Origin of the sequence: Spiroplasma endosymbiont of 'Nebria riversi', assembly GCF_018831625.1 — a bacterium.
In the GTDB taxonomy this organism is placed as follows: domain Bacteria; phylum Bacillota_I; class Bacilli_A; order Mycoplasmatales; family Nriv7; genus Nriv7.
The window spans coordinates 1,043,615-1,057,088 of sequence record NZ_CP065193.1 but is presented as its reverse complement, the minus strand read 5'-3'; the positions used below and the strand labels follow the sequence as shown (position 1 = coordinate 1,057,088).

Sequence of the window (13,474 nt, the reverse complement as noted above, 5' to 3'; positions counted from 1 at the left end):
TATCATCCTAGTCTTTTTAAAAAAATCAAATCAATAATATTTTAACATAAAAAAATGTTTTCTTTTTAAAGGATAATTTTAATTTTGTAGAAAACTCTTGATATTTATTGAATATACTTAATTTTAGGTATATTTTTAATATGATAGAGGTGGGTAATAATTATGGAAAAAATAATTCAAGAACTAGTAAATACTTTAACAGATGATCAATTTTTAGAATTTTATGAAAAAGTCAAACAACAAGCAGAATTAATAAAAAAACAAAAACGTTTAAATGAAATTGATCAAAAATTTAGAACATAAGGTATTATTAAATGTCCTAAATGTGAATCTTGCCATTGCGTTAAAAATGGACATAATTCAGAAGGAAAACAAAAATATTTATGTAAAAATTGCCGTGCAAGTTTTGATGCTTTTCGTAATCATTTTATTTATTGAAGTCATTTAAATTATGAACAATGAAATTTATTGATTCAAATTTCATTGCTGGGGCAATCTAGTAAAACAATTTCTCGTTTTATTAAAACTACATTAAAAACTGCTTGATATAATCGTCAAAAATTAATGAAATCAAAACAATTAGAAAATACCCAATTAAAATTTAAAAAATTATCTGGTAAAATCCAAATCGATGAAACATTTATTAAAGAAATTCATAAAGGAAATTTCAAACATAAAACTGATCCACGAAGAATTCACCTTGACCCATTCGCAACTAATACTAAATGCTGTATTCAAATGGCAGTTGATAATAATAACAATATTTATGTTAAATCCACAAACACCAAACGTTTACAAAAACAATGAGTTATTGAAAATATGAACAAAGAATTAATTAACCAAAATTCAATTATTACTTCTGATATGCAAAAATTATATTTTTTAGTAGCAAAACAAACAAATTCTACTTTATGTGTAACTAAAACAACAATTAATCCTGAAGCTAGTTATCGTAACTTAAATAAAATCAGTAAATTACAATCTAGTCTTAAAGAAGCCTTAATTCATTATCATGGTTTAGGTTTTACTAATATTCAAAATTATTTAAATCTCTGAAAACGAAAATACCAACATAAGGGTTTAACTCCAAACCAACAAACAGCGGTATTATATTTTAATGTATAAAAAATTAAAGTAAAAATAGTAATTTTACATAAAAGCCTTTTAAAATTATCAAGTTGATGATTTTTTTTATTTTATCAAGAGTTTTCGACAAAATTAAAAAATTTTTTTTTAATTTTGTAGAAAACTCTTGATATTTATTGAATATACTTAATTTTAGGTATATTTTTAATATGATAGAGGTGACATGGCAACCCTTTTTAGGACACTTTTTATGTAGACTGTTGTTTTCTAAATTCAACAGGCGTTAAATAATTTAAACTGCCATGTATTCTGCGATTATTGTATCAATTAATAAAATCAAATAATTCGCATTTTAATTGTGTTAAATTTTCAAATTTTTTACCCTTGATAAATTCCGTTTTAAAAGTTTTGTAAGTTGTTTCAGCCACAGCATTGTCATAAGGACAACCCTTCGCACTCAATGATCTTTTAATATTAAAGGTTATTAAAATTTCATCAATGATTTTATTTTTGAACTCATTACCACGATCAGTATGAAATAAAGTTATTTTATTTAATGGTCGTGTTATTTTATGAAAAGATTGTTGAACTAGTTCAGCGGTTTTGTTTGGTCCGGCACTATAGCCAATTACGATTAAACAAGTCAATTAATAAACAAATATAATGTCATTTTCCTCCAAATTGCACATATGTTAAATCACTAACAACAACTTCATTAGGTTTTTTGTTATTAAATTGACGATTTAAAACATTACTAATTTGGTCATTATTAACCATTGTTTTATGATTACGATATTTTAATTTGGTGTATTTAGAAACCAAATTATTTTTGATCATAAGGAATCTGATTTTTCGACGTGATAAGATAATATCTTTTCTCATTAAAACAGCTTTAATTTTACGAGCACCATAAATTTTACGACTTTTATTGAATGCACTGATAACTTCTTCTTCATAATTATTAACATCATACTTAACACAATTATTAGTTTGATAATAATATGTTGATTTTGCTATTTTTAATATTTGACACATTTTTAGCACGGAATATTTTTCTTTATTATTGTTAATAATTCCTATTTTTTGCCAATTATCAGTGCTGCTTGCTTTAAAATGTCATTTTCCATTCGTAATTGTTGGTTTTCTTTTCGCAAGTAAATTAATTCATTTTCTTCGACAGTGCGATTATCTTGCACTTTAAATGACCCAAAATTATTAAAATTTTCAATTCACTGATATACGGCTGATTTTGAAATTCCATATTCTTTAATAATTTCAACAATGCTTTTTCCGTTTTGATAAAGCATGACAATTTGTTTTTTAAATTCATTTGAATATGAGTTTTTCCCCATTTTTATCTTTCTACTTTCTTAATAATTTTATTTTATTTGAAAGTCCAAATAAATATGGTCCAACTTATTGTAACCTATCCAACCTGTTTGTTGGTTTGGAGTTAAACCCTTATGTTGGTATTTTCATTTTCAGAGATTTAAATAATTTTGAATATTAGTAAAACCTAAACCATGATAATGAATTAAGGCTTCTTTAAGATTAGATTGTAATTTACTGATTTTATTTAATTTACGATAACTAGCTTCAGGATTAATTGTTGTTTTAGTTACACATAAAGTAGAATTTGTTTGTTTTGCTACTAAAAAATATAATTTTTGCATATCAGAAGTAATAATTGAATTTTGGTTAATTAATTCTTTGTTCATATTTTCAATAACTCATTGTTTTTGTAAACGTTTGGTGTTTGTGAATTTAACATAAATATTGTTATTATTATCAACTGCCATTTGAATACAGCATTTAGTATTAGTTGCGAATGGGTCAAGGTTAATTCTTCGTGGATCAGTTTTATGTTTGAAATTTCCTTTATGAATTTCTTTAATAAATGTTTCATCGATTTGGATTTTACCAGATAATTTTTTAAATTTTAATTGGGTATTTTCTAATTGTTTTGATTTCATTAATTTTTGACGATTATATCAAGCAGTTTTTAATGTAGTTTTAATAAAACGAGAAATTTTTTTACTAGATTGCCCCAGCAATGAAATTTGAATCAATAAATTTCATTGTTCATAATTTAAATGACTTAAATAAATAAAATGATTACGAAACGCGTCAAAACTTGCACGGCAATTTTTACATAAATATTTTTGTTTTCCTTCTGAATTATGTCCATTTTTAACGCGATGGCAAGATTCATATTTAGGGCATTTAATACCTTGTGCTCTAAATTTTTGATCAATTTCATTTAAACGTTTTTGTTTTTTTATTAATTCTGCTTGTTGTTTGACTTTTTCATAAAATTCTAAAAATTGATCATCTCTTAAAGTATTTATTAGTTCTTGAATTATTTTTTCCATAATTATTATCCACCTCTATCATATTAAAAATATACCTAAAATTAAGCATATTCAATAAATATCAAGAGTTTTCTACAAAATTAAAAATAAAATTTAAATTGTTTTAAGCACTAACATCAAATTACTTTTGTTAATTTTACAATAAGAACAATTTTACAAAAAAACTTGTTTTAAAATCTGCTGACAAACTTTAAAATTAGGACAAAATTGCACCACTAATTTTCAAAATGCTTGACTATGATTAGGTTCTCATAAATGTACTAACTCGTGAATAATAACATAGTTAATAACCTCGAAATTAAAATGCATAATTTTGGAATTTAGAACAATTTTCTGCTTGTTAAAATGACAAACACCTCATTTACTACGCATCACTCTAAACTTAAGTTGTTGATAGCTTAAATTCATTGTTTTAGCAAGTAATGCAACTCGGGAACTCAAATATAATTCAGCTTGCTTACTAAGAAATTTATTAAAATTTTTCACAAGTTGCTTTTCATCATTGCCTTTTAAATTAACAACAACAGTTGTTGCGACAAAAATAACTTTATTGTTATTAGCAAAATAATTAATTTGCACCTCATATTTCTTATCTAAGAAATAAACAAAATATGGTTTTTGACGCAAATTAATTAAAATCTTTGAGGATTTATTAATAATTTTCTGTAATTTTTTTCAATTACTAATAAGAAAATCCTCAATATATTGTTCTTTCATTCCTAAGGGGGCATTGACAATAATATCCGATGAATAATATCTTACTGATAATCTTTTACCTTGTTGCAAACAATAATCCAACGCTGCATTTTCATAAACTAATTGCTTTTTAAGCATCTAATAACCATCCTCATACTACTTTTTAAATATTGTTTTAATGTTTTTAAACATTATTCCCAAAGCTTTAAAATCCCATGGTTGTTTTACTCTTTTTAAAGGAACAAATTTATTTCCTTTTTTATAAAAAAAAGGTTGCACCTTCATTAAAATTAAATAACCTAAAGATGTAAAAAATATTCCAAAAGTAAATATAAAAATATAACCTAATGGTCACAAACGACCAGTCCGATCAAAAATATTAGCAGTAGTAACAAGATTATTATCACTACCTCATAATGGATAACCGTCGCGACCAATAAATAATAAATTAGTTATTTCATTTTCATTTTTCGCAATAACTAATGAAAACGCATTAAAACTTAAAGCCATTAAACTAAATATAATTAAACTAATAAAACGTCATAATAAATAATCACGATGATATTGCACAATACCATACATATATAAAAATCAATAAGTAAAAATGATAATAACATGTAAAACATAATATAACCAGTAAGAAAAATGTTGCGGTCCATAAGATTTATCAGCCGGAATTAGTAAACTTGCAAAAACCATAATTACTACTCAAGGTACAGTAATACTAAATAATTTATCATTAGCCTTAATTAATAAAATGCCACTAATAATTTGTGTTATTGAACTTAAATGAAACGGGAAAATTCAAGGTCAACCTCGTAAATTTTTTCCTAATTCTTTAAAATAATATAAATATAAAAAATGTAAAAAATAATAAAGAAAATATAAGAAAATTTGAAAAATACCAAGAATTCTTAAAAATAATTTATTTTGTGCTAACTTAGCATATCCTGTTTTAAAAATAAACAAACAAGCCAAAGCAATTAATGATAAAATAACTGGCAATCAATATTGTCAAGTAACACCAATTTTAGTAATAACTTCACCAGAATTTCCTGCTGGATTAAAAAAATCATATAATGATAAAAACATCTTTACTTCTCCCTTAATAGTTATTACTTATTCGTTGATGATTAATCTCATTTTTATTTAAATAGGCTTGAAAAATATCTTGAAAACTAAACTGCAAAACATTAGCAATTGTAAAAAAATGATTTAAAATGTTAACATAATTATTAGTAATATTTTTTCAAAAAGCAATCGTATGATTAAAAGTTTCTAATATTAACAATGTTAAATCTTGTTCTTGCTTTAATTCATAAGAATATGCTTCTAAATCAATATTAAAACTTAATCCAATACTAATAAGAAAATGCAGACAATCAATAAATTCATCTAAAACTAATTCTTTTGACTTATATGTCATACGATTTGATCAATATTTAAAGCATCGTAATTCATTACTAAATTCCGATAATTCTACTAATAAAGCTAAAAATCGTTTATCAATTGTTTTTTCAACTAATAATTTTTTTTCTTCTAAAATTCTTGCATCTAACTTTTTTTGCAAACTAATAATTTGTTTTCATAATTGTAAATCCAAAATATGTTTCACCCATCCCTAACTTATATTGTTTTATTTATTATAATTATATTTTTTCAAGTTGCAAATAAAAAATAAAAAAACCTAGTAATAACTTATAAGTTATTACTAGATAAAATTAATCCTTTTTTTCTAATGCTGATTTAGATAAATCAACTAATTTTTTAAATTCAGCTGGTTGATGAATTGCCATTTCCGATAACATTTTTCGATTAATATCAACATTCGCTTTATGTAAACCATTAATAAATTGTGAATAAGACATATCACATTCTCTAGCGGCAACATTAATTCGTGTAATTCATAAACTTCGAAACTCGCATTTACGCTTTTTACGATCACGATAAGCATATGCTAAAGACTTCATTACTTGTTCTTTGGCAGTTCTAAATAATGTATGTTTTGAACCAAAATAACCTTTAGCTTGTTTTAAAACCTTTTTACGGCGTTTCTTAGTAGTAACGCCTCCTTTAACTCTTGCCATTATTATATTTCCTTTCTAACTAAGTAGTAAATTTTTTAATCTTCGGTAATCAGTTTTATCTACTGTTCCTTCTTTGCTTAAATGTCGTTTTTGTTTAGTTGACTTATTTTGTGCTAAATGAGAAGTAAAAGCATGCTTTCGCTTTCATTTACCAGTTCCAGTAATTTTAATTCGTTTCTGTAATGCTTTTTTTGTTTTCATTTTTGGCATTTTCTTGCTCCTTTTCTTTATTTAAATATTTATCTTTTCTAGCAATTAAATACATATCATAAAACTGACCAGTTAACTTTGGTGTTTTTTCAATTTCACAATACTCTTTTACTAAATCATAAAACCGCATTAATGTTTCATAACCAAACTCTTTACGATGTGACTCCCTACCTCGAAACTTTAAAGATATTTTAACCCGATCACCATTTTTTAAAAATTCTATTACCTTCTTAGCTTTGAATTTCAAATCATGCTCACCAATATTAGGTGTTAAACGCATTTCTTTGTTTTGAATAATTCGTTGCTTTTTTTTATTATCTTTATCTTTTTTTTGCTCTTCATACTTATATCTGCCATAATCTAAAATTTTCGACACTGGCGGATTAGCATTAGGTGCAACAACAAACAAATCTAGTCCTTGTTCTTTAGCAGTCCTTAAAGCATCATTTCGTGACATCACACCTAATTGATTGCCATCTTGATCAATAACTAAAACTTCACGAAAAGGAATATTTTGGTTAATAAAATCAGTATTTGGCTTATGTTTCATAAAATAGAAAACCTCCTATAACAACATAGAAAAAGTGTGTACTAATACACACTCACCATTAAAATATTTAGATTTAAAATCTAAAATTATTATTAGCTGTTTACCCATAACGATAATATGTTGCTATCAGGTGAGTGTAACACTACTTTCTTTTATTTATGTTCCTATAAATAATAACATAAATAAATAAAAATGCAAAAAAATATTAACTTAGGTCGCGTTTAGTTTTCTTAGATATTTTTAAAAAAAGAAAAAATAATCATTTACTATAAATTATTTATAAATTATTTCAATATGCAAATTAAGTATATATATCCTATGTATGATTTTTGTTGTAAAAAATTATTTTAATGTTGTTTTTATAACATTTTATTAAAATTATGTTTGTTAATATTAAATATTTTGTTTTATTACTTATTTTTAAAATAAAATGATAATTAAATTGTAATTACTTTTCTTTTAAAATTATTCAAATCTTTACCCAACTAACAAAACTTTATGCGTCCTTAAACTTATAAAAAATAAAAAGAAAGTAGAAAATAAAAAACTATTGTGGAAACCTTTTTTTTGGATAGGTTATAATAAGTTGGACCATATTTATGTGGACTTTCAAATAAAATAAAATTATTAAGAAAATAGGACAATAAAAATGGGGAAAAACTCATATTCAAATGAATTTAAAAAACAAATTGTCATGCTTTATCAAAACGGAAAAAGCATTGTTGAAATTATTAAAGAATACGGGATTTCAAAATCAGCCGTATATCAGTGAATTGAAAATTTTAATAATTTTGGGTCATTTAAAGTGCAAGATAATCGCGCTGTCGAATAAAATAAATTAATTTACTTGCGAAAAGAAAACCAACAATTACGAATGGGAAATGACATTTTAAAGCAGGCAGCACTGATAATTGGCAAAAAATAGGAATTAAAATATTCCGTACTAAAAATGTGTCAAATATTAAAAATAGCAAAGTCAACATATTATTATCAAACTAATAATTGTGTTAAGTATGATGTTAATAATTATGAAGAAGAAGTTATCAGTGCATTTAATAAAAGCCGTAAAATTTATGGTGCTCGTAAAATTAAAGCTGTTTTAATGATAAAAGATATTATCTTATCACGTCGAAAAATCAGATTCCTTATGATCAAAAATAATTTGGTTTCTAAATACACCAAATTAAAATATCGTAATCATAAAACAATTGTTAATAATGACCAAATTAGTAATGTTTTAAATCGTCAATTTAATAACAAAAAACCTAATGAAGTTGTTGTTAGTGATTTAACATATGTGCAAGTTGGAGGAAAATGACATTATATTTGTTTATTAATTGACTTGTTTAATCGAGAAATAATTGGCTATAGTGCCAAGCCAAACAAAACCGCTGAACTAGTTCAACAAGCTTTTCATAAAATAACACGACCATTAAATAAAATAACTTTATTTCATACTGATCGTGGTAATAAGTTCAAAAATAAAATCATTGATGAAATTTTAATAACCTTTAATATTAAAAGATCATTGAGTGCGAAGGGTTGTCCTTATGACAATGCTGTGGCCGAAACAACTTACAAAACTTTTAAAACGGAATTTATCAAGAGTAAAAAATTTGAAAATTTAACACAATTAAAATGCGAATTATTTGATTTTGTTAATTGATACAATAATCTTAAAATACATGGCAGTTTAAATTATTTAACGCCTGTTGAATTTAGAAAATGACAGTCTACATAAAAAGTGTCCAAAAAAGGGTTGCCATACCATATTACTTTAAATTTATAGTAAAATTAATAAGGATTAACAATTAATAGGAGGGGAATATGGCATATCAAAAAGAATACCAAAAATGATTAAATAATAATGATTTAGAACCACAATTAAGAGAACAATTAATTGCGATGAATGAAAAAGAAATTATTGATGCTTTTAGTAATTCATTAAGTTTTGGCACAGCAGGAATTCGTGGGGTTATGGGGCCCGGAATTGCCAGAATGAATATTTATAATATTAGGAAGGCAACAATTGCTTTTATCCAATATTTAAAAAAACATTATGAAATGGATGAATTACAAAAAGGAATTGTTATTGCTCATGATAATCGTCATTATTCATTAGAATTTAGTCAAGAAGTAGCTAATATTTTTACTAGTTATAGTATTCCCGTATACTTATTTACTAATAATGATTTACGACCAACACCATTATTATCATATAGTGTGAGAAAATTAAATGCCTTAGCTGGTGCCGTAATTACTGCTAGTCATAATCCGCCAGAATATAATGGTTTTAAAATTTATGATAAAAATGGTTGTCAATTTTTACCGGTTGTTACTGATGAAGTTGGTAATAATATGGAAAATATTGCTATTGAGGATGTCTTTAAGTTACTAAAACCAATTCAAAAACAATTAATAAAAACTGTTCCCGTTATTCTTGAAGAAGAATATATTAAAGATGTTAAAGCATTACAATTTTATCCTAATGAACAAAAGGATATTAAGATAGTTTTTTCTAATCAGCATGGTACTAGTCGTGATTGAGTAATGAATGTTTTACAAAGTAGCAATTATCAAGTTATTCCTGTTAAAGAACAATGAGATTTTGATCCTAATTTTAGTAACACACCCTCACCTAATCCAGAAGTTGCTGAATCTTTTACATTAGCTATTAAATATGCTAAAAAAAATAATGCTGACTTAATTATTATTAATGACCCTGATAGTGACAGAATTGGCATTGCAGTTTTACATCATAATGAGTATATTTTATTAAATGGTAATGAAACAGCACCAATTTTGTTAGAATACTTATTAAGTCATTATCAAAAGCAAAAAATTATGCCATCTAATCCAGTAATGTATAATACTTTTGTTACTGGTCATTTAAGTGATTTGGTAGCAAAATCTTATGGTTGTGAAGTTATTAAAACATTAACTGGTTTTAAATGAATTGGTAATGAAATGGCAAAAGAAAATACACGGAATATAAATTTTGTTTTTGGTTTTGAAGAAGCATATGGTTATGTTGTTAAAGATTTAACTCGTGATAAAGATGGTATTGCCGCAGCAATGGTTATTGCTGAGGCTTGTAATTATTATCGCCAACAAAATAAGTCATTAGTAGATGTTTTAGAAGATATTTATCAAAAATATGGGTATTTTTACTTTAATACAGTTAATGTTGTTTTAAAAGGCAATAGTGGGCAAAAAGCGATTAAGACTATTTTAGCAAAGTTAAGAAAAGATTCAATTGTTAGTTTAAATAATATTAAATTAGCAAAAAAAGAAGATTATTTGCAAGGTTTATATAATATGCCTCCCCAAGATTTATTAAAATTTTATTTTAATGATGGTTCGTGGTTGGCGATAAGGGCTAGTGGTACCGAACCAAAAATTAAATTTTATTTTGTTTGTGTTGATAAATCAGTGAAAGCAGCAAAAATAAAAATGGAATTAATGTTTTCCGATTTAGAAAAAAATTATTTACATTTAAAGAAAGGGAAATTAGATGATTAAAGATTTAAAAGCAAATAGTAATGTTCTTGATAAATTCTTAGTTGAAAAAGTTAATCAAGGAACAGCAAGTAATGGAGCAACATATTTAACAGTAACTTTAAAAGATAAAACAGGACTTATTGAAGCCCGCTTATGAAATTCACAACGCAAAGATGCAATTAGATTACAAGCAGGAGTAATTATTGAAATTAATGGTTTAGTTTCAGAATATCAAAGAAGTTTACAAGTTAAAATTAATAATTATGAAATTATTCCTTTACAAGAAGCAGATCTTAATTTGTTTGTTAAAAGTGCTCCAGTTAGCGAAAGTTTAATGTGAGAACAAATTAATGAGTTTATTGGGGAGATTAAAAATAATGTTTGAAAACAAATTATTGAAGAAATTTTAAAAACGCAACAAGATCGTTTTAAAATTTCTCCAGCAGCGGTTAGACATCATCATAATATTCATTCGGGATTAATGTGACATACACTAACTATGTTACAAACAGCAAAAGCGATTTGTGAAATTTATAATGATCGTAAAATTAATAAAAGTTTATTATATGCGGGAATTATTTTACATGATATGGGAAAAACTAAAGAATTACAAGGTGATTTAACAGTTGAATATAGTGTGCAAGGTAAATTAATAGGACATATTTCAATTATGGCTGGTGAAATTGCTACCATTGGCGAGAAATTACAATTAGATATGCAACAAGTGGTTTTATTACAACATATGGTTTTAGCAAGTCATGGTAAAAATGAATATGGTTCGCCAGTTTTACCACAAATTATGGAAGCAGAAATTTTGCATCATATTGATAATTTAGATGCGAGAATTTATGCGATTGATAGTGGTTTAGAACAAATTGAAAATGAAGCTTTTTCACAACGCATTGGCGGACTAGAAAATCGTAGTTTTTATCGTCACAATTATTTTAACAGTGAAAATTAAATAATTAATTATTAAAAAAAAGAATTCCTAGATTTGTTAGGAATTCTTTTTTTTAATTAAATTTAAGTTTTTTTTGTAATGCTATTAGTTTTTTACTGTCAACAACGATTTGACTTTTCGGTAATTGTAAACCACTGTGGGAAGAATATTTAGGGATAATATGTAAATGATAATGTTCAATAGTTTGTCCAGCAAGAATACCATTATTAGAAATAAAATTAAATGCTGAAGTATTAAGTTGCACTTCAATTTGTTTAGCAACTTTTTTAGCAGTAATATTAACAAAAGAAATGATGTCATCATTAGTATTAATAAAATTTGTACTATGAATTTTAGGGATAACTAGGGTGTGTCCTTTGTCAAGGGGGATAATGTCTAAAAAGGCAATTGTATGTTCATCTTCATAAATTATATGACTAGGGATTTCGTGCAAAATAATTTTGCAAAATAAACAAGATTGTTTATTCATTTAATAATCCTCCTTGTTTAAAAAAGAGAACAGTTAACTGTTCTCTTTTTTTGTAAATTACTCATCTTCTTCATCTTGGAAATAAGTAGATAAATCTTCTCATATCTTTTTATCGTAAATATTTTTCTTAGTTACAATGTATTTTGTATATAAATATTGACTAGCATTCTTTTTTAAATTATCATCTTTGGAAATTGTGAATAATAATTCATTAATTAATGATGTTTTTTGATTATTAGGAAGATTTTGCATTCCCGTATTATTGTTGGCGCTATTTTTTTTAGTTCCCGTTTTATTAGTATTATTTTTTCACTCAAATTCTATTCCCTTATCAATTTGAATTTCCTTATCATCATCAATTTTATAACCTTTAAACAAATCAGTGACAAAAATTGGGAGAACATAAATTTTAGATACATAACGACGTTCTTCAGTATAAAATTTATTTATTTCAGAATCGTTAGGAGCTTTACTACTAGCAAAGCCAACAATTTGTCTATCTTTCACTTGTTCTTTATAAAAATCTTCCATTGTGTTATCACCATAAGGATTATTATCATTACCATAAGCAACAAAACCACGAAAACCGGCCATATTAAATATTGGATCAAAAATTGTTTTGACTTCATTATTATTAGGTTTAAATTTATTTTTGAAATCAGTATCTGGAATTAACATAACATCATCGCTAGGTAAATTTGCTTCATTTTCCTTTTTAACTTTTACTTCTCAAACCATTTTTATTTTACTATCTCAAACATTACCTGAATCAAATGTTTGTACACTTTTAGGAGAAGTTCAACTTATTGGCAATGAATAATTACCATCTTTTTTTAATTTAAAAATCCGATCTTGTAATCAAGTCATTGTCATTAAATTATCAAGAATAGTAGCTTTAATTTGTGCATTATAGTAATCAGCAAATCGTTCACGAACTTTAACTTTATAATTTATGGTTTCATTGTTGACACTTGTGATTTCGGCTGTCATTAAGTCATTAATGCTTGGTTGAATTGTATTAGTATAGGCCTCGTCTTTTTCTTCATCTCAAGTTCCTAAAATATGTCATTCCGCTGATTGCTTAATGTCGTATCCTTGTTTAGTAACTGTTGCTTCTAAGAAACTATTATTTAATCTTGCTTTTAAATATTCTTGATATAATTTATCACCTGCTATTTGGTTTCAAAGGTTATCAAATTGTTGCAAATAATTGGTAATTTCTGTCTTAGATAAGTTTTCAATTTTTTTGCCTCGCATTTTCGCATATATCGTAACAAATTCATTACGAGCAATAATCTCTTTAATAGCATTAAAACCATAATCACTAATCTTACCTTTAAATTTATCAAATAATGCTTTTCCAGTAATATTATTTTTATCGGTTATTTCTAATAATTCAATAAATTGTTCTTCTTGAGTTTTTTCAGATATATTAGTATCAATGCGGTCTTTAGATTTACTACAAGCAATAACGGTTATAATAGGAGAAGATGAGATTAAAATTGTACTCGTGAAACTGACTAATTTCTTTAGTATTTGCAT

Annotated in this window: 13 protein-coding genes and 3 pseudogenes; 6 read left to right on the top strand and 10 right to left on the bottom strand. The window is 25.4% G+C overall.

Annotated features, from left to right (window positions below):
• Positions 1 to 162 precede the first annotated feature (162 nt).
• From I5Q57_RS06820 to I5Q57_RS06815, 3 genes and pseudogenes are all read left to right on the top strand, one after another.
• Entirely contained in the window at positions 163 to 303 is a 141-nt protein-coding gene (locus I5Q57_RS06820) for a hypothetical protein (protein WP_215825822.1), read from the top strand.
• Positions 304 to 306: 3 nt separating this feature from the next.
• Positions 307 to 366 (top strand): annotated as a pseudogene (locus I5Q57_RS10120) (hypothetical protein); the annotation flags it as partial.
• 102 nt (positions 367 to 468) lie between these two features.
• The gene (locus I5Q57_RS06815) at positions 469 to 1,125 is read left to right on the top strand and encodes a transposase (protein ID WP_215825821.1); all 657 of its coding nucleotides are present in this window, start codon (positions 469 to 471) and stop codon (positions 1,123 to 1,125) included.
• 209 nt (positions 1,126 to 1,334) lie between these two features.
• Here I5Q57_RS06815 and I5Q57_RS06810 read toward each other — a convergent pair.
• From I5Q57_RS06810 to infC, 8 genes and pseudogenes are all read right to left on the bottom strand, one after another.
• A pseudogene (locus I5Q57_RS06810) lies at positions 1,335 to 2,438 on the bottom strand (IS3 family transposase).
• 27 nt (positions 2,439 to 2,465) lie between these two features.
• The gene (locus I5Q57_RS06805) at positions 2,466 to 3,458 is read right to left on the bottom strand and encodes a transposase (RefSeq protein WP_215825820.1); all 993 of its coding nucleotides are present in this window, start codon (positions 3,456 to 3,458) and stop codon (positions 2,466 to 2,468) included.
• A 153-nt stretch (positions 3,459 to 3,611) separates the two neighbouring features.
• Positions 3,612 to 4,292 carry a YgjP family zinc-dependent metalloprotease gene (locus I5Q57_RS06800; RefSeq protein WP_215825819.1) on the bottom strand — a complete coding sequence of 227 codons (681 nt, stop codon included), beginning with the start codon at positions 4,290 to 4,292 and terminating at the stop codon, positions 3,612 to 3,614.
• A gap of 18 nt (positions 4,293 to 4,310) precedes the next feature.
• Positions 4,311 to 5,246, bottom strand: coding sequence for a TMEM164 family acyltransferase (locus tag I5Q57_RS06795; protein ID WP_215825818.1), 936 nt, complete (start codon positions 5,244 to 5,246; stop codon positions 4,311 to 4,313).
• Positions 5,247 to 5,259: 13 nt separating this feature from the next.
• Positions 5,260 to 5,757, bottom strand: coding sequence for a dUTP diphosphatase (locus I5Q57_RS06790; RefSeq protein ID WP_215825817.1), 498 nt, complete (start codon positions 5,755 to 5,757; stop codon positions 5,260 to 5,262).
• A gap of 118 nt (positions 5,758 to 5,875) precedes the next feature.
• On the bottom strand, positions 5,876 to 6,241 hold the full coding sequence (rplT, locus tag I5Q57_RS06785; RefSeq protein ID WP_215825816.1) for a 50S ribosomal protein L20: 366 nt from the start codon (positions 6,239 to 6,241) through the stop codon (positions 5,876 to 5,878).
• A gap of 15 nt (positions 6,242 to 6,256) precedes the next feature.
• A complete protein-coding gene (rpmI, locus tag I5Q57_RS06780) occupies positions 6,257 to 6,451 on the bottom strand; it encodes a 50S ribosomal protein L35 (RefSeq protein WP_215825815.1) in 195 nt (64 codons plus the stop codon).
• The gene (gene infC, locus I5Q57_RS06775; RefSeq protein WP_215825814.1) at positions 6,408 to 7,001 is read right to left on the bottom strand and encodes a translation initiation factor IF-3; all 594 of its coding nucleotides are present in this window, start codon (positions 6,999 to 7,001) and stop codon (positions 6,408 to 6,410) included. The genes rpmI and infC overlap by 44 nt, the downstream gene beginning before the upstream one ends.
• A 649-nt stretch (positions 7,002 to 7,650) precedes the next feature.
• On the opposite strand from infC, the pseudogene I5Q57_RS06770 reads away from it, so the two are divergent.
• The 3 genes and pseudogenes from I5Q57_RS06770 (at position 7,651) to I5Q57_RS06760 (ending at position 11,463) form a co-directional block, all read left to right on the top strand.
• Positions 7,651 to 8,742, top strand: a pseudogene (locus I5Q57_RS06770) (IS3 family transposase).
• Positions 8,743 to 8,828: 86 nt separating this feature from the next.
• Complete coding sequence (locus I5Q57_RS06765; protein ID WP_215825813.1) at positions 8,829 to 10,523, top strand: phospho-sugar mutase; 1,695 nt, start codon at positions 8,829 to 8,831, stop codon at positions 10,521 to 10,523.
• A complete protein-coding gene (locus tag I5Q57_RS06760) occupies positions 10,516 to 11,463 on the top strand; it encodes a 3'-5' exoribonuclease YhaM family protein (RefSeq protein ID WP_215825812.1) in 948 nt (315 codons plus the stop codon). The genes I5Q57_RS06765 and I5Q57_RS06760 overlap by 8 nt, the downstream gene beginning before the upstream one ends.
• 52 nt (positions 11,464 to 11,515) lie before the next feature.
• Here the strand turns inward: I5Q57_RS06760 and I5Q57_RS06755 are convergent, their stop codons facing one another.
• Both I5Q57_RS06755 and I5Q57_RS06750 read right to left on the bottom strand, forming a co-directional pair.
• Positions 11,516 to 11,932, bottom strand: a complete 417-nt coding sequence (locus I5Q57_RS06755; RefSeq protein ID WP_215825811.1) for an HIT family protein — start codon at positions 11,930 to 11,932, stop codon at positions 11,516 to 11,518.
• Between the two features lie 57 nt (positions 11,933 to 11,989).
• Entirely contained in the window at positions 11,990 to 13,474 is a 1,485-nt protein-coding gene (locus tag I5Q57_RS06750; protein ID WP_215825810.1) for a hypothetical protein, read from the bottom strand.